This is a genomic window from uncultured Roseibium sp. (assembly GCF_947499295.1).
Lineage (GTDB): Bacteria > Pseudomonadota > Alphaproteobacteria > Rhizobiales > Stappiaceae > Roseibium.
This window is the reverse complement of sequence record NZ_CANMNP010000016.1, coordinates 18,066-34,376: the sequence shown is the minus strand read 5'-3', so window position 1 is coordinate 34,376 and position 16,311 is coordinate 18,066. Positions and strand designations below refer to the sequence as shown.

Below are 16,311 nucleotides of genomic sequence, written 5' to 3'. Positions count from 1 at the left end.
GTTGCGGATCGGGCGCAGCCATGGGATCCAACAGACTGGGCGCACGTGGATTTTTTCGATCTTCAACCGGCCGAATGGCAGGCTCTGATCCTGACCCTCAAGGTGGCAAGCGTTGCCCTCGCATTTGCGCTTCCGATAGCCATTCTTGTTGCCTATCTGCTGGCGCGTTTTCGGTTCCCCGGCCACGGTATCGTCAACGCTCTTGTGCATCTGCCCCTTGTTCTACCACCTGTAGTCACGGGTTATGTGCTCCTTCTGGCATTCGGCAAAAAGGGACCGATCGGGTCATTTCTCGACAACACTTTTGGCGTCAGCTTTGCGTTTAACTGGACCGGCGCGGCACTTGCTGCAGGCGTCATGGCGTTTCCATTGATGGTGCGCCCAATCCGCCTCTCCTTCGAGGCCGTTGATCCAAAGCTGGAAGATGCGGCAAAATCTCTTGGAGCACGCCGGTTCACTGCTTTCTTGACCATTTCGCTACCGCTTGCCCTGCCCGGAATTCTCGGAGGTGCGATTTTGGGGTTCGCCAAGGCGATGGGGGAATTTGGAGCCACTATCACTTTCGTCTCCAACATTCCTGGCGAAACCCGAACATTGGCCTTGGCGCTTTATACGGCAACACAGACACCCAGTGGCGACATCGCCGCCTTCCGGCTGACGTTGATTGCTGCCTTTGTGGCATTTGCTGCGCTGATTGCTTCCGAATTGTTGGCGCGCCGTTTGCGCAACAGGATAGGGGGTGCTGATGCTTAGCGTCGATATCTCCGGCAAACTCGGTGAGATGGACCTGAATGCCAGCTTTGAAAGTGTCGGCGGAGTGACGTCGTTGTTCGGCCAGTCGGGCGCGGGAAAGACGACACTCACCAACATGATTGCAGGCCTCATCAAGCCGGAAAAAGGGCGTATTTCCGTCAACGGCACGGTGGTCTTCGATTCGTCAAACGGTGTCGATTTGCCGGTTCAAAAGAGGCGGATCGGCCATGTATTTCAGGATGCTCGCCTGTTTCCGCATCTCAGTGTCAAGTCGAACCTCACCTATGCGCGTTGGGCTGGAAGACGGGTTCCCAGCAGGGATTTCGGCGAAGTTGTTGAACTTCTGGGCCTTCAAAACCTTCTTGAACGCAAGCCGGCTACGTTGTCCGGCGGCGAAAGACAAAGGGTGGCGATTGGGCGTGCTCTTCTATCCGATCCACGGCTGCTGATCATGGACGAGCCTCTGGCCAATCTCGATCAGGCCCGGCGCAACGATATTCTGCCTTATCTTGATCGCTTGTGCGTGGAAGCAGGATTGCCGATCCTTTATGTCAGCCACTCGATTGAGGAAGTCGCGCGATTGTCCAACACGCTGGTGATCTTGTCCGATGGACAAACGCCAGCCTACGGACCGGTTGCCGAAATGCTGACGCGAACAGACCTTGGTCGGGCGACCGGTCGCCACGAGGCCGGCGCGCTTATTGAAGGAACAATCGCAGGCATTGACCACGAGTGGGGCCTTTGCCTTGTTGATATCGGATCCGCGGTTCTTCAGATCCCCGGAAAGGTCGGTGACATCGGCGATGCCGTACGCTTGCGCATAAGGGCCCGGGATGTCGCACTGGCGCTATCTCCACCCAAAGGGTTGTCGATCCGCAATTGCTTCGAGGCGACCATCAGCAGCATTTCGGAAGAAACCGGTCCCTATGCGGAAATTCTGTGTTCTGTGAGCGGACAAACTTTGCGCGCGCGCATTACCAGAGCATCAGTTGCTGATCTCGGGCTTTCAGCAGGCAAAAGAGTGAGTGTTCTCATCAAGAGTGTGGCCATCGACCGGAGGCAAAGAGCGCCTGCTCTTGTAAGCCAGGCCGAATTAACGCTCTAGACGATGTAACGTGACGAGTGCTTCCTTTGGCAGACTTTCGGCTTCGGGATCCTTGGCTATACTGGTCGAATGATAAGCAGTACCAAGCGTCCGGCTTCAAAAAAGCTGAAATTTGCGATCGGGGCCATCATGGTCGTCGCCACGCTTGTCCTGATTTGGTTAACCGGGCTCGCGAGCCTGCGTATCACCCTTGCAGAACAGGAAACCCGAGCAGAAGCCAATCTGGCTGTGCAGTCCGCCGTTCTGGAACGGCTTCTCGACAAGTTCCGCCTCTTGTCCCCCTTGCTTGCGCGTGGTCCAGATGTCGCGCAGTTGCTACTGGAAAAGCACGACAACGCAGATCCGGGTATTGCCGCCATAGCCGCTGGCATGTCGGGAGCCGAGGAAGTGTGGATCATGGATCCGCAAGGCAAGGTATCCGTTTCCAGCAGGAGCGGTGTTCCGGCTGGCGCTATCGGTGGCAGCGAAACCATTCAGATGGCTTTTGAACAGGCGCGGCAGGGGCAACTCGGTCGTCAATTGATCCCGGGAACTCCCATATCACCGTCCAATTATGTCTTCGCATCTCCATTGCGCAGGAACAATGTGCTGGTTGGCGTATTGGCGGTCAGGGTCAGTCTGGACGATGTCGAACAGGCCTGGGCCCTCAGCAAGGATCCGATTGTCGCCATTAACAGCTCAGGCAAAGTCGTTGTTACAAATGTGTCCTTTTGGCGAGGGAAACAGTTCGACGATATCGACCCTGGATCTGACATTGCAGACCTGACATTGCCAGGACGGCTCGAGTTGCTTCTGCCGGCGGCTCGAAATGCGGGTTTGCACATGCAGCTTGCCGAAGACCTGCCCGTTCTGGGCTGGGAAGTCAGAACGCTGGTAAACATCAAGGATGCCAGGCAAAGAGCCGGTTGGGCGATGCTGGTCGCCCTGCTTGTATGCGTAATCGCGGCCGGTGGTATCTGGGTATTGATCGCAAGACGCGAAGCCTTCATGCGTCAGACGCGCAGGAACAGGGCCTCGGCCCTTCGTCTGGAACGCCGGGTCCAGAGCCGTACGGCCGATTTGCGCAAGACGAACGTACTGCTGGAACAGGAAGTTCGGGAACGTGAGCAGGCAGAAGCCAATCTGCGCCAGACTCAGGCGGAACTGGTCCAGGCAGCCAAACTGGCGACGCTCGGACGCATGTCGGCGGCCTTGAGCCACGAATACAATCAACCGCTCGCCGCCATTCGTTCTGATGCCGAAATTGCCGGCATGCTGATTGATCGGAACCGGGCTGATGAGGCCAAAACCAACCTTTCCAGGATTGGCGGCATGGTGGCGCGGATGGCCGAAATTGCGAAAACACTGAAAGGCTTCACCCGCAAATCGGGGACAGACATCAAGCCTGTTTCGTTGCGCCAGGTGATCGATGAGGCCACGTTGCTTCTTCAACCGCAGATCAAGCAGAAAGAAGTACGGCTTGATCTCGCCCTGCCCGAACAGGACATCATCGTGAAGGGGGGGCGCATTCGGCTTGAACAAGTGGTGATCAATCTGCTCTCCAATGCTGTGGACGCTGTTGGAACAAGTCCGGTACCCAACGTAAAACTCTCGTTGCACCGTCAGGGTACTGAAGCTGTGTTGACTGTGTCTGACAATGGACCGGGAATAGATGGCGAGGTGTTGCCGCAGATATTCGATCCTTTCTTCACTACGAAGGAAGTCGGGGCCGGGCTCGGTTTGGGCTTGTCGATCGCCTACAAGATCGTTCATGACTTCTCGGGCTCGCTGAAAGCGTCAAATCTCGACGATGGCGGCGCGGTGTTCACAATGCGATTGCCGGTGGCGGACGAAACTGTCCTCGCGGCTGAATAGGAAGATGCCATCTTATGGATCACGCCACCGTTTTGCTGGTTGATGATGAAGAGGATCTGCGCAGATCTCTTGGTCAGGGCTTGGAACTGTCCGGTCAGGATGTGTTCGCGACGGGTGTTGCGGAAGACGCACTTGAGCGGATCAGCCGGGATTTTTACGGTGTGCTGATCACGGATATTCGAATGCCTGGGACGGACGGTTTCCAGGTTATGAAACAGGCCTTCGAAATTGATCCCGCGCTGCCTGTCGTGCTGATAACGGGACATGGCGATGTTCCGCTTGCGGTCGAGGCGATGCGGGCGGGAGCCTATGACTTTCTGGAAAAGCCCTTTTCCGTTTCTCACCTGGCTTCGGTCGTCGAACGCGCGCTCGACAGGCGTCGCCTGGTTCTGGAAAACCGTAAACTCAGAGAAGAGCTTGCAGACCGGACTGGTCTGGAAAGCCGTCTGGTTGGCCGGACACCGGCTATGGAGTTGTTGCGCCGAAACGTTACGGCGCTTGCGACTACGGATGCGGATGTGTTGATCCTTGGTGAAACAGGTTCGGGAAAAGAAGTTGTTTCAAGAGCCCTGCATGATGAAGGGCCGCGCAAGGACAAGCCGTTTGTCGCGCTCAATTGCGGCGCATTGCCCGCGGAAATCATAGAATCGGAGCTCTTCGGTCACGAAAAGGGCGCTTTCACAGGCGCCAGCGGGCAACGCATCGGAAAGCTGGAACATGCCCACGGCGGCACGGTTTTCCTGGATGAAATTGAATCGATGCCTCTGGAGCTTCAGGTGAAACTCTTGCGTGTCATCGAAAACAGGACGATCGAGCGGCTTGGCTCCAACAAGCCGATTGAACTCGACGTGCGTTTCATCGCGGCAACCAAAGAGGATCTGGAGGCGGCGGGCAAGGAAGGGCGTTTCCGTCTTGATCTATTTTACCGGTTGAATGTCGTCAACGTCGCGATCCCGCCCTTGCGCGACCGGCCGGAAGATATTCCGCTGCTCTTTCGTCACCTGACTGTCGAAGCCAGAGCAAGGTATCGACGGGAAATTCCGGATATCGGCGATGATTATCTGGCAGGGCTGATGGCACGGGACTGGCCTGGAAATGTGCGTGAATTACGCAATGTTGCAGATAGGTTCGTTCTGGGGCTGGAGCAGATGCCTGAACCGCAGTCTGGAAGTGGCGCTTCCCTTTTTGAACAGGTGGCCAGCTATGAGCGGACCCTGATCGCTGCGGAGCTCAAACGCAATGATGGGGCCATCAAGCCGACCTACGAAAACCTGGGCCTGTCCCGCAAGGCGCTCTATGAAAAGATGCGAAAATACGAGCTAGGAAAAGACGAAGTGCTGTCGGCCTAGTTCAACAATCAGGGAACTTCCAAGGCTCCCGAATTTTACGAACCTGCAGCATTTTGAGAAATTTCCGTTTGCGGTGTCACAAACGCAGTCGCTTGATCGTCATCAGTGTGTAGTCCCAACAAAATTGCATGGAAGACACTTATGACCAACGTTACTCCCGTCAATCACCACCAGAACATCCCCGCAGTCGCAAAGAGCTTCATAGCCGCCAGCGGTGAAATCGGAAATGCCGACTTGGCTCCCAAACTGCGCCATCTGGTTGACTTGCGGGCCTCCCAGATGAATCAGTGCGCATTCTGCGTCAAGATGCATACTGAAGAAGCATTGGCAGATGGAGAAAGCCAGGAGCGGTTGCAAAGGCTTGTTGTCTGGCGTCACGTCGACGACTTCACGCCGGCTGAAAAAGCGGCCTTTGCCTGGACGGAAGCCCTGACCGATTTAAGCCCGGACACCGACTATGGCCGCTTGCGCGCCGATTTGCGCAATCACTTCGAAGATGCCCAGATCAGCGCAATCACGGCGGCCATTGCCATGATAAACCTCTGGAACCGTGTTCAGGTCTCAAACCACTGACATGAGACAGGCATCGGACATGGACGTGTTTGAAACTGCCCGCCCGCGCCTGCTTGGGCTGGCTTATCGCATGCTCGGCTCCATGGCCGATGCCGAAGACGCCGTCCAGGACACGTTCTTGAGTTGGCAGCAATTGGACAAGGCATCGGTGGCCAACGCGGATGCCTACCTGACGACAATCTGCACCAATCGCTGTCTCGACAGTTTGAAGGCGGCCCACCGGAAGCGGCTCGATTATGTTGGTCCGTGGATACCGGAGCCACTCCAGCTTGCCGGAGACACCGACCCGGAGGCAGATCTGAACCGGGCGCAGTCATTGACGACTGCCTTCCTGTTGCTTTTGGAACGGCTCAGTCCGAAAGAGCGCGCTGCGTATCTATTGCGGGAAGTCTTTGGCGCCCCTTATGAGGACGTCGCCGAAACATTGAACCTCAGCGTGTCATCCTGCCGACAACTGGTGTCTCGCGCTGCCAAACATATCAAAGAACCGGCCTCGCGCTTTGTTCCGCCCCCGGACCATCAAAAACGCATGTTGTCGGCTTTCCTGGAAGCGCTCGAAAGCGGGTCAACGGAACAGCTCAGCGGCCTGCTTTCAGAAACGGTTCGGTTTCAGTCAGATGGTGGCGGCAAGACAACCGCGTTGGGCCGTGTCCTTGAGGGGCGCGGAGACGTGGCCAAATATGTGGCGCTTATCCTTCGGCGTTTGTGGGGAGGCGCTCCTGTTTTGCCTTGCAGCATCAACGGACTAAGCGGCATTGTGGTGCTGGAGAATATGCGTGTCGTGACTGCACTGACACTAAGCTACAACGGGGATGGACGGATCGACGGCATCTTTGTTATCCGCAATCCGGAGAAGCTGAAAGCCCTGGCAACTCCTCTTCATCACGATCCGAACAGCGGCGGGCTTTGGCAATAAGGCGATTTGGTGAGATAAATGTGTCGAAATCGACACATTCGCGAAAGTGTCTGTGTCGCAACCGACCCACATTTGAGAGTATTACTCCAAGACAGGTGTTCTTTACGCATTTGGAAATTGCAGAAATCAGTGTTTTTTCGACCTTTGATGCGATTTGGCACGGGCTTTGCCATGAGACTCGCGACCAGCCCCGGTGCTGTCCGGCCGATCAACCGGCTGCCATATTGAAATGTCTGGGAGGACATCAGATGAAAAAGTTTGTGATCGCCGCTGCTGCAGCAGCTTCTTTTGCCATGACATCTGCGGCTCACGCAGCCGACGAGTGCGGCGACGGCGAAGTTGTCATCAAATTCAGCCACGTCGTTTCTGCACAGGGTCACCCGAAAGGTGAGATGGCGACTGCGCTCGCTGACAGGATCAACACGGAAATGGACGGCAAGGCCTGCATGCAGGTATTTCCGTCCTCTCAGCTGTTTGACGACAACAAGGTGATGGATGCCTTGCTTCTGGGTGACGTGCAGCTTGCGGCACCGTCTTTGTCCAAGTTTGAATCCTACACCCTGAAATACCGCGTGTTCGATCTGCCGTTCCTGTTCAGCAACATGGATGCCGTCACCTCCTTCACCAAAGGCGACAAGGGTCAGGAACTGCTCGGAGCAATGTCCGACTATGGATTTGTAGGCCTCGGTTATGTCTTCAACGGCCTGAAGCAGTTTTCCGCAAACAAGCCACTGCTGGTCCCGAGCGACGCCAAAGGTCTCAAGTTCCGCGTTCAGACATCTGACGTGGCCGTAGCCATGATCGAAGCCATGGGTGCCAACGCTCAGAAGCTCGCCTTCAAGGAAGTTTATGGAGCCCTGCAGACCGGCGTTGTGGATGGACAGGAAAACACCTGGTCCAACATCTATACCAAGAAGTTCTTTGAAGTTCAGGACGGCACCACGGAAACCAACCACCAGCTTCTGACCTATCTGGCCGTCACGTCTCAGGAGTGGCTCGACAGCCTGGAAGCAGACACACGTGACCAGTTCCTCACAATCTTCAACGAGGTCTCCGACGAGTACAACGCACGTGCTGCAGAGATCAACGAGGCAAACAAGCAGAAGATCATCGAAAACGGTGGTGTTGTTCGCCAGCTGACACCTGAGCAGCGCGACGAATGGGTCAACACCATGAAGCCTGTCTGGGACAAGTTCCGCGACGACATCGGCCAGGACGTCATCGACGCTGCCGTGTCTTCCAACAAGGCAAGCTAAGACCATCGGGTCTGAATGGATGGGTCCGCACTGCGGACCCATCCTCCAATACAAAATCATTCAATTCATCTTGCTGCGCCCTATGAGGTGCGAAGCCGGGGCGAAAGCGCGCCGGCAATGGGGAGGCTTTCATGTCCCGTGTCGGACGGTTCGTCGATTCCTTGGAGGAAAACATCATCGCCTTGATATTGGCGTTGATGACCATTGTAACCTTCACTCAGGTGGTGGCCCGTTACGGGTTCAACTCCGGCTGGGGCGGTGCGCTGGAATTCACCCGTGTCCTTTTTGCCTGGCTGATCCTGTTCGGCATGAGCTATGGCATCAAGATCGGTGCGCATCTGGGCGTTGACGCGGTGATCAATCTTCTGCCGAAACCCATGTTCCGGCTGGCTGCCCTGCTTGGTGCCGCCCTCACCGTTCTGTACGCGATACTCCTCTTTGATGCGACCTGGTTCGGCGCAATACTTGGCCTGGAAAACAAGGGTTCCTCAGGTGGCGCCTACGCGTACGTTGCCAAGTTCTACAAGCTTCCAATCGGTATGGAGGACCTGAAATGGCCGGTCTTCATCCAGGAGTGGTTCGACGTCAAGGAACGCGTTCCACGCTGGATCCCGTACATCATTCTGCCTGTTGGCCTCCTGTTGCTGGCCTTCCGTGCCGCGCAGGCCTTTGTGCTCATTCTCATGGGTAAAAAAGACGCCATCATCGCTGCGCATGAAGCAGAAGAACTGGTGGCAGAAAACAAAGACGTCTTGAAGGATTAAGGCCCGATGGAAACTGCATTTCTCTTCATATTCGTCTTCGGCTTCCTGTTTCTGGGTGTGCCGATTGCCGTTTCGCTCGGCCTGTCCGCCGTTCTTTACATCGCCTTGTTCAGCCATGATTCCATGAGCTCCGTGGCGGTACAGCTCTTCAACGCCTCGCAAAACTTCACACTTCTGGCCATTCCGTTCTTCATTCTGGCATCCAGCTTCATGTCGACTGGCGGTGTCGCCCGCAGAATCATCCGCTTTTCAATCGCGACAGTCGGCTCCATTCGGGGCGGTCTCGCAATTGCCGGTGTCTTTGCCTGTATGCTATTCGCAGCCCTGTCCGGGTCGTCGCCGGCAACGGTTGTCGCCATCGGCACCATTGCCATCGCGGGCATGCGTCAGGCCGGCTACACCAAGGAATTTGCCGCCGGTGTGATTGCCAACGCAGGTACGCTTGGCATTCTGATACCGCCTTCCATCGTGATGGTTGTTTATGCCGCGGCCACAAACGTATCCGTTGGCCGCATGTTCTTGGCCGGCGTCATTCCTGGCATCATTGCCGGTCTGATGCTGATGATCGCGATCTACGTCATGGCGCGTATCAAGAACCTGCCGGCGCAGCCCTGGCCTGGGTTCAAGGAAATCTGGGGCGCGCTGTCTGAGGCGGCCGTAGGCCTGTTCCTGATGGTCATCATCCTCGGCGGAATTTATCTTGGCATCTTCACGCCGACGGAGGCCGCTGCTGTCGCAGCTGTCTATGCCGGCCTGATCGCACTGTTTGTGTACCGTGACATGGGCCCGTTGTCGGGTATCGGCTGGATTCAAGACAATGACGGGCCGTTGGCTCTGACCGGTTTCAAGGCCATTACCTATTCGGTCGTTGCCATGTTCGTCTGGTCCGGCATTGCCGCCCTCGTCTCGGAAAGAGCATTCTTCGGTTTGGACAGCGCCATCGTGCTGATCATAGCTTTGCTCGCTTATCCGGTCCTTCGAGGTGGTATCGCACCTGCCGCGCTTCCTGCAGCCTATGGCGCCGGAGGCCGTGTCTGGGGCCGAAATCTGGGGATCATCACCTGGAAATTCCTGCCGGCCATGGTCCACAAGGACACCAAGAAAGTCCTGACAGACTCGGCCAAGACGACCATCATGCTGATGTTCATCATCGTCAACGCGCTACTTTTCGCGCACACTTTGACGGCAGAGCAGATCCCGCAGGTAATCACGGATTGGATGGTTGAAGCCGGCTTCAACTGGTTCACTTTCCTGATTGCAGTCAACATCCTCCTGCTGATCGGCGGGCAGTTCATGGAGCCATCCGGTTTGTTGCTGATCGTGGCGCCAGTCGTGTTTCCCATCGGTCTGGAGCTGGGTGTGGATCCGATCCACCTCGGTATTCTGATGGTGGTCAACATGGAGATCGGCATGATTACGCCGCCGATTGGACTGAATCTCTTTGTGACATCCGGTATCACCGGGATGAGCCTGGTTCAAGTCGTCAAGGCTGCAGCACCCTTTGTGCTGGTCCTGCTTCTGTTCCTGGTTCTGGTGACCTATGTCCCGGCACTTTCAACTTGGTTGCCCTATACATTGATGGGGCCGGAAATCATCACGCAATAGGTGATACGAAAGCAAATGATTGCAGGCGGCCGGAATCGCGTTCCGGCCGTTTGCTTTTGGACTGCGCGACGTTGACGATGAGAGTGGGTGGATCGATAGTCTTTAGAAGGCTTGCGGAGGAAACCATGACCAGACGCGACGATCCTTTTTCCGGATTTGGAAATTTCATTACCAGTGAGGATGAGTTGGAAGCTGTTTCGGAGCCAGCCATGCCTCAGGCAGTGGACTAGGAAATTCCGGCTTTGGACAGTATCTGCAGGGAGTTCATATCGCGGTCGCCGTTCTGTTTTCTCGCAACGGCCAGTCCTTCCGGTCATCTCGATCTGTCGCCTAAAGGCGACCCGGCCGGTTTCGTCAAAGTGATCAATGAAAGTTTGCTGGCCATTCCGGACCGTCCTGGAAACCGGCGCATGGATTCGTTTCACAATCTGTTAGAGGACCCGCGGATTGGACTATTGTTCTTTGTTCCCGGGCGTGGTGAAACGCTCAGGGTGCGGGGCATTGCCAAGATTACCAAAGATGCTGATCTGCTGGACACACTTGCGGTCAATGGGCGCGGACCGGCACTCGCCTTGCTGGTTCACGTCAAAAGCGCATTCATGCATTGTCCGAAGTGCGTCTTCCGCTCCGGTCTGTGGCAACCGGACAAATGGCCCGACACAGCCGGACTTGCGGATATGAACGAGGCCATGGTGAAGCATGCGAAAATCGCCATGCGTCCTGATGAGTGGTTCGAGGCCCTGAAGGAAAAAGGTGAGCTTGAGCTCTGGTAGGCACAGATGATTTGCCGGTCCACCTGGACCGGCAATTGAACCTGGGTATCAATCAGGCAGGCGCCTTTACACGATACTGCCAAGCTTCATGGCGACACTCATATCGCCTTCAACCTGCATTTTTCCGCCCATGAATGCAGCCGTCGGGTCAAGCTCGCCGCTCAGCAGGTCAGCAAGATCCTCAGCGGTCATCTTGATGGTGCAGTCGGCCTCGGCGTCTTCGTTGGAAACGCCGGAACCTTGAAGAAAAATCTGACCGGTATCACCCAGATCGAACTTGACGCTTTCTTCAATGCCGCCGCTGGATACTTTTTCGCGGACACCTTCGGTAAGTTGCTCCAAGGACATTTTTGTCTCCCATGTTCGTTCGGCTTGCGCCGCATGGCTCCTTGAAACATGCCGTTTACGTAATCGTCAAGTCCAAATCGCGGCTGATTTTTTGATTGAGACGAGAAAGGTGTTCAACGCCGATGAGTATTGGAAATTAGGTTTCTCCGGCGACCAGCAACAAAAAACCCGCGCCAGCCAAGCTGCGCGGGTTTTCAGACTCTTTGTGAAAAGTCGACGGTCAGTTCGGCTTCTGCTCGCCTTCACCTTCGCCCTGCTTTGCTGTGGCCTGCTGCGCCATGTTCTGACGATAGAGCTGTGCAAAGTCGATCGGGTCGAGCATAAGCGGAGGGAAGCCGCCGTTGCGGGTTGCTTCGGAGAGGATGTTGCGCGCAAATGGGAAAATCATGCGCGGGCATTCGATCATGATGAAAGGATGCATGTGTTCCTGCGGGACACCGGTAACCTTGAACAAGCCAGAATAGACAAGTTCCACGTTGAACATGACCATGTCCGGACGCTCGGCTTTCGCTGTCAGTGTCAGGATCACTTCGAACTGGTCATCACCCATTTGCTGGGCACCAACGTTGACATTGATGTCGAGTTTCGGCTGATCGCCTTGCGTCAGCGAGCGCGGAGCATTCGGATTTTCGAAAGACAGGTCCTTGATGTACTGGCCAAGGATGTGCATGCCCGGTGCTGCGGCGCCTTCCGCCTGCGGCTGCGCGCCGCCTTCATTGATATCGGTCATCGTGTCAATTCCGTCTCGCGGTGCTGAAATGAAGAGCCCAAAAACGCTCCGCCTGGCTGCCGGTCCGCGTGACCCGGGCAACCTTGTTAGCGGTGGGCTACCATCTAGATCCCTTCGGCACAAGGGCGCAGCCTTGCCAGAGGCGTCAAACCGCTTCAAAAGAAGGAACCTTTTGCGCCAATGAAACCGACATGCCTGACTCACTGACCTCAAATATTACCCTGCCTCACAGGCGATTGAAGCTTGATACCCTGGTACGTCTGCGCTGGCTGGCGGTAGGTGGCCAGACAGCTGCGCTGCTGGTGGTGCATGTGGGTCTTGCCTATCCGCTTCCCATCGGACCGGCTTTTGCCATGGTGGCTCTATCTGCCTGGCTCAACATTTTCTTGAGGATCCGCTCACCTGCCGTAACACGTCTGTCGGAACGGGCGGCGACGATGCAGCTCGCCTATGACATACTGCAAATGAGCGGGCTGCTTTTCTTGACCGGTGGCCTTGGCAATCCATTTGCGTTTTTGCTGATGGCGCCGGTGATGGTGTCGGCCACGGGACTGTCCGCACGTTATACGTTTTTGCTCGGAATACTGGCCACTGCCAGCGCAACGATACTTGCGGTCTTTCATCTGCCGTTGCCCTGGCCGGTCGGGGCTGAGTTCGACTTGCCGGTTGTCTATTCCATTGGTCTCTGGATCGCGCTTGTTTCAACACTTGGCTTCATGGCGATTTATGCCTTCCGGGTGGCCGAGGAGGCCCGGCAATTGGCAGACGCGCTTGCAGCAACCGAACTGGTGCTTGCGCGCGAGCAGCACCTGAATGCGCTTGATGGTCTGGCAACGGCGGCAGCTCATGAACTCGGGACACCGCTAGCAACCATCTATCTGGCGGCCAAGGAGCTGACGGACGAATTCGAAAGTGGGGATACCCGCGGCGAAGATGTGGCGCTGATCCGCTCGCAAGCCGAAAGGTGCCGCGGAATTCTTCAACAGCTGACAAGCCTTTCCAGCGACGAAGACAGGACCTATCAGCGGATTCCGGTCTCGCAGCTTCTGGAAGACGTTATCGATCCACACCGCGGGATGGGAGTTGCCATCCATTCAACTCACCAGGGCGATGGCAGCGAACCGATTGGAACGCGCAACGCCGCCATTCGGTACGGCCTTGGCAACCTTCTGGAAAATGCGGTTGATTTTGCCAAAGACCGGGTCGATGTCTCAGCGAACTGGGACGACACCACATTGTTTATTTCCATCAAGGACGACGGCCCCGGCTTTTCGTTGGACATCCTGGGCAAGATCGGTGATCCGTATGTTACGGTCAGAGGCAACAAGGCCCATCAAGCAGGGACTGGTGGTGGACTCGGACTTGGCTTTTTCATTGCCAAAACACTGCTGGAACGCACGGGTGCAAAATTGCATCTGGAAAATTTGCCACCACCGGCGAGAGGCGCGCACATACGTGTCAGTTGGCCGCGCGTGGTCTTTGAATCAGAAGACAGAGTGGACGAAACGTCATTTTCACCCCATAACGACAATAACTGACGGAAACAGACGGTTGACGATATTGCCAAATCCAACCTCTGCAACATGTCATAAAGAATAAAAACGGTAACGCGAAATGACGGACTCGATTACTGCCATGAATACCTCGGAGGACAAGACCCTCCTCATCGTTGATGACGACAAGCCTTTCCAGCAACGCCTTGCCCGCGCAATGGAAAAGCGGGGCTTTGTTCCTGAAACCGCAGACAGTGTTCAGGATGCAGCGGCCAAGATCACCCGCAACGCACCCGCCTTTGCCATCGTCGACATGCGCCTTGAAGATGGCAATGGTCTCGACGTGATCCAGCAGATTCGCCAGAAACGGCCCGATTCACGGGCAATCGTACTGACCGGCTACGGCAACATTGCGACAGCTGTTACGGCGGTCAAATTGGGTGCGATCGACTACCTGGCAAAGCCGGCTGATCCGGACGATATTGTCGCAGCGCTCGCGCGCAAACCGGAAGAGAAGGCCGAACCGCCGGAAAATCCGATGTCGGCAGACCGGGTTCGCTGGGAACATATCCAGCGTGTCTATGAGCTGTGCGACCGGAATGTTTCAGAGACGGCGCGGCGGCTCAACATGCATCGTCGAACGCTGCAACGCATCCTCGCCAAGCGCGCTCCCCGGTGAGAAACCGGGAGTTTCGCCGTTTGCAGGGTTGCCCTTTCGCTGCCACTTTGCCTAAGTAACTCCACTTGGTGGTATTCCTGCGCTCCAATGGAGATCGCTCATGCGGCTTGCAGCTGCTTACGTACGTTATTCCCCTGTGTTGAAATCCGGCCTGCTGGCGGCCTGCAGTCTGGCGTTCCTTGGCGCTGGTGGCGGCGCTTTTGCGCAATCGGTACCCGAAACTCTGCGCATCAATGTGGAACCGGCTGAACCCGGCATTCGCTCTATCACCGTCAACAAGAAGTATCGGCCGATTATCAGCCGGGACGAACAAGGTGTTGTCATCGATACGCAAGGCGGCGATGCCAACCGCCCCTCTTGCGATGTCAAACTTGAAGTAACGCTTGAAAACAGCCGTGTTCTTCATCGCGACGCCAATATCTGTAGCGGCAACACTGTGGTGGTTGACGTAACCAGCGACGGCAAGCCTGGAGCGGCAGCGCGGGTCGTCGGCACCAACGCCGGGACAGCAGCAGGTCCAGTCGGCGGCAACACGTCTGGAACCGACAGCGGTCAGACGCAAACACAGACACAGACGACGGCAGTCGCTCCTCAAGCCGACAACAACCAGACGCCATCATCCTCGATCACCGAGATCAATCCGCCCGAGAACCAGGAAGGTCTGCAGCCGCTGGAACAGGTGGATACGCCGATTTCGACACCTGATCCGACCGGGACGGAAACGGCGTCCGTTCCAGGCGATCTGGAAACCATTGTCCGTGACAGCCTTTCAGATGGGTCCGGCAATTCGCAACCCGTTCTCGTGACTGTTTCAGAAAACCGTCAATGGCTGGCCGAACCTGGAAGTCAGCCAGGATCGGCGTCCTTCCTTCAGCATGCGATACCGCAGACCGATGACAGGGATTTCAGAGCCGATTGCACTTCTCAATCCGGATTTGCCAAGATCACATTTCAGCAGGCTCCTGCAGGTCTTCTCGAAGGCATGCCTCAAGCGGTACGAATTACTGCCGGCGACTTCCAGGGCACCTACAATGCTTTCGGTTCGTCTGCGGCAAATGAGGCCGGTGTCTCCCTTCCTGAAGTCAATATCGAGATGACCGATCCGCTTTGGGAAGCCATGATCAAGCAGTCTGAATTGACGATTGCGGTCGAGGGCCTGCCCACTCATGGGGTTTCTCTGAAAGGCAGCGCCAATCCGGTGCGGCTCTTCGTAGCCACCTGTGCTCTGCCACAGCAGATTGTCTCGGACGAAGGATTTGGCCCTTCCGGAGAAGAGCCCGGGTCCGACCTTTCCTGCAGCGAACTCGGCAGATTGCGCTCGGTTGAGGCTGTCCGGCCGGGTCAAATCGTCTTCCGGAATGCCAGCCGTCAGCCCATTGAGGTGCACTGGGTCGACTATCGCGGTGGAGAGCGTCCCTATGCCCGCCTCGAACCCGGACAAATCCTGGAACAGCAAACCTATGTCTCGCACGCCTGGACAGTGCGAGGCGCAAGTGGTGAATGTCGCGGAATTTATGTCTCCAGAACGCCTTATCGTGAAGTTGTTGTGTCAGGTCCGCCGAGCACGGTAACGCCTGGCGGCTTCGGCAATCAGGGCGGCTTCGGCCAACCGGGTGGCCTTGGCCAGCCTGGGGGTCTGCAGAACGACCAGTTCAACAATGGCCAGCCTGCAGGACCAGTCCCTCCTGGAGACGTTGGTGGTGCCAATCAACCCGTCTTCCAGCAACAGGCCCGCACAAATGTTGCCGACTATCTGTGCTCGGCCGGCATCGACCTGAACGTTGTGTTCTCTCCCGATGGCCGGTCCGCCACGGTTGCCGAGATGGGCTATGGAGCGGTCACGTTGCAGCGACAGGGCAGCCAGAACACGTTCTATTTCGAATCGCAGGGGCATATCCTGAAGGGGCAGGTTCAGAATGCGACATGGTCCAGACCCGGACTGAGGGACGTATTCTGCGCAAGGCGATAAATACTTATAAGTGTAACGAGGGCAAGAGCCACTAATGCGAGAAGAAAATCTCAGTAGTACTTCGTAGCGATTGTCGATAAAGCAAATTTTGATGCTTTTGTTGCACTGCAGTTAAGCAATTGGTCAAGTTTTGAATTGATTCTG

The 16,311-nt window shown here is 56.2% G+C and carries 15 protein-coding genes; 13 read left to right on the top strand and 2 right to left on the bottom strand.

Annotation, left to right across the window (positions count from 1 at the left end):
• Nucleotides 1–45 precede the first annotated feature (45 nt).
• The 10 genes from modB (at nucleotide 46) to Q0835_RS21750 (ending at nucleotide 10,948) form a co-directional block, all read left to right on the top strand.
• Nucleotides 46–753, top strand: a complete 708-nt coding sequence (gene modB, locus Q0835_RS21795) for a molybdate ABC transporter permease subunit (protein WP_298964250.1) — start codon at nucleotides 46–48, stop codon at nucleotides 751–753.
• Entirely contained in the window at nucleotides 740–1,858 is a 1,119-nt protein-coding gene (gene modC, locus Q0835_RS21790; protein WP_298964247.1) for a molybdenum ABC transporter ATP-binding protein, read from the top strand. The genes modB and modC overlap by 14 nt, the downstream gene beginning before the upstream one ends.
• 69 nt (nucleotides 1,859–1,927) lie before the next feature.
• Nucleotides 1,928–3,712, top strand: coding sequence for an ATP-binding protein (locus Q0835_RS21785; RefSeq protein WP_298812216.1), 1,785 nt, complete (start codon nucleotides 1,928–1,930; stop codon nucleotides 3,710–3,712).
• Nucleotides 3,713–3,726: 14 nt separating this feature from the next.
• The gene (locus tag Q0835_RS21780; RefSeq protein ID WP_298812214.1) at nucleotides 3,727–5,061 is read left to right on the top strand and encodes a sigma-54 dependent transcriptional regulator; all 1,335 of its coding nucleotides are present in this window, start codon (nucleotides 3,727–3,729) and stop codon (nucleotides 5,059–5,061) included.
• A 141-nt stretch (nucleotides 5,062–5,202) separates the two neighbouring features.
• Complete coding sequence (locus Q0835_RS21775) at nucleotides 5,203–5,634, top strand: carboxymuconolactone decarboxylase family protein (RefSeq protein WP_298812212.1); 432 nt, start codon at nucleotides 5,203–5,205, stop codon at nucleotides 5,632–5,634.
• Between the two features lie 19 nt (nucleotides 5,635–5,653).
• Entirely contained in the window at nucleotides 5,654–6,550 is an 897-nt protein-coding gene (sigJ, locus tag Q0835_RS21770; protein ID WP_298964244.1) for an RNA polymerase sigma factor SigJ, read from the top strand.
• A 248-nt stretch (nucleotides 6,551–6,798) separates the two neighbouring features.
• Complete coding sequence (locus Q0835_RS21765) at nucleotides 6,799–7,806, top strand: DctP family TRAP transporter solute-binding subunit (RefSeq protein WP_298964242.1); 1,008 nt, start codon at nucleotides 6,799–6,801, stop codon at nucleotides 7,804–7,806.
• A 131-nt stretch (nucleotides 7,807–7,937) separates the two neighbouring features.
• Nucleotides 7,938–8,570, top strand: coding sequence for a TRAP transporter small permease (locus Q0835_RS21760; protein ID WP_298812206.1), 633 nt, complete (start codon nucleotides 7,938–7,940; stop codon nucleotides 8,568–8,570).
• A gap of 6 nt (nucleotides 8,571–8,576) precedes the next feature.
• Nucleotides 8,577–10,175 (top strand): TRAP transporter large permease, encoded by a 1,599-nt coding sequence (locus Q0835_RS21755; protein WP_298964239.1) that lies wholly within the window; start codon nucleotides 8,577–8,579, stop codon nucleotides 10,173–10,175.
• Nucleotides 10,176–10,417: 242 nt separating this feature from the next.
• The gene (locus tag Q0835_RS21750; protein WP_298964236.1) at nucleotides 10,418–10,948 is read left to right on the top strand and encodes an MSMEG_1061 family FMN-dependent PPOX-type flavoprotein; all 531 of its coding nucleotides are present in this window, start codon (nucleotides 10,418–10,420) and stop codon (nucleotides 10,946–10,948) included.
• Nucleotides 10,949–11,014: 66 nt separating this feature from the next.
• Here the strand turns inward: Q0835_RS21750 and Q0835_RS21745 are convergent, their stop codons facing one another.
• A complete protein-coding gene (locus Q0835_RS21745; protein ID WP_298964233.1) occupies nucleotides 11,015–11,296 on the bottom strand; it encodes an SCP2 sterol-binding domain-containing protein in 282 nt (93 codons plus the stop codon).
• 220 nt (nucleotides 11,297–11,516) lie between these two features.
• Nucleotides 11,517–12,026 carry a protein-export chaperone SecB gene (secB, locus tag Q0835_RS21740; RefSeq protein WP_298812198.1) on the bottom strand — a complete coding sequence of 170 codons (510 nt, stop codon included), beginning with the start codon at nucleotides 12,024–12,026 and terminating at the stop codon, nucleotides 11,517–11,519.
• A 191-nt stretch (nucleotides 12,027–12,217) separates the two neighbouring features.
• Here secB and Q0835_RS21735 point away from each other — a divergent pair, with 191 nt between their 5' ends.
• From Q0835_RS21735 to Q0835_RS21725, 3 genes are all read left to right on the top strand, one after another.
• On the top strand, nucleotides 12,218–13,564 hold the full coding sequence (locus Q0835_RS21735) for an ActS/PrrB/RegB family redox-sensitive histidine kinase (protein ID WP_298812196.1): 1,347 nt from the start codon (nucleotides 12,218–12,220) through the stop codon (nucleotides 13,562–13,564).
• 76 nt (nucleotides 13,565–13,640) lie between these two features.
• Nucleotides 13,641–14,198 (top strand): ActR/PrrA/RegA family redox response regulator transcription factor, encoded by a 558-nt coding sequence (locus tag Q0835_RS21730; RefSeq protein ID WP_152499068.1) that lies wholly within the window; start codon nucleotides 13,641–13,643, stop codon nucleotides 14,196–14,198.
• A gap of 100 nt (nucleotides 14,199–14,298) precedes the next feature.
• Nucleotides 14,299–16,167 carry a hypothetical protein gene (locus tag Q0835_RS21725; protein WP_298964229.1) on the top strand — a complete coding sequence of 623 codons (1,869 nt, stop codon included), beginning with the start codon at nucleotides 14,299–14,301 and terminating at the stop codon, nucleotides 16,165–16,167.
• The last annotated feature ends 144 nt before the right edge of the window (nucleotides 16,168–16,311 follow it).

Bases quoted from the DNA above. Each gene is read 5' to 3' on its own strand.
- Q0835_RS21725 (WP_298964229.1), top strand. From the start codon at position 14,299: ATGCGGCTTGCAGCTGCTTACGTACGTTATTCCCCTGTGTTGAAATCC.
- secB (WP_298812198.1), bottom strand. From the start codon at position 12,026: ATGACCGATATCAATGAAGGCGGCGCGCAGCCGCAGGCGGAAGGCGCC.
- Q0835_RS21735 (WP_298812196.1), top strand. From the start codon at position 12,218: ATGCCTGACTCACTGACCTCAAATATTACCCTGCCTCACAGGCGATTG.
- Q0835_RS21785 (WP_298812216.1), top strand. From the start codon at position 1,928: ATGATAAGCAGTACCAAGCGTCCGGCTTCAAAAAAGCTGAAATTTGCG.
- Q0835_RS21775 (WP_298812212.1), top strand. From the start codon at position 5,203: ATGACCAACGTTACTCCCGTCAATCACCACCAGAACATCCCCGCAGTC.
- Q0835_RS21780 (WP_298812214.1), top strand. From the start codon at position 3,727: ATGGATCACGCCACCGTTTTGCTGGTTGATGATGAAGAGGATCTGCGC.
- Q0835_RS21745 (WP_298964233.1), bottom strand. From the start codon at position 11,296: ATGTCCTTGGAGCAACTTACCGAAGGTGTCCGCGAAAAAGTATCCAGC.
- Q0835_RS21730 (WP_152499068.1), top strand. From the start codon at position 13,641: ATGACGGACTCGATTACTGCCATGAATACCTCGGAGGACAAGACCCTC.
- Q0835_RS21765 (WP_298964242.1), top strand. From the start codon at position 6,799: ATGAAAAAGTTTGTGATCGCCGCTGCTGCAGCAGCTTCTTTTGCCATG.
- sigJ (WP_298964244.1), top strand. From the start codon at position 5,654: ATGGACGTGTTTGAAACTGCCCGCCCGCGCCTGCTTGGGCTGGCTTAT.
- Q0835_RS21760 (WP_298812206.1), top strand. From the start codon at position 7,938: ATGTCCCGTGTCGGACGGTTCGTCGATTCCTTGGAGGAAAACATCATC.
- Q0835_RS21755 (WP_298964239.1), top strand. From the start codon at position 8,577: ATGGAAACTGCATTTCTCTTCATATTCGTCTTCGGCTTCCTGTTTCTG.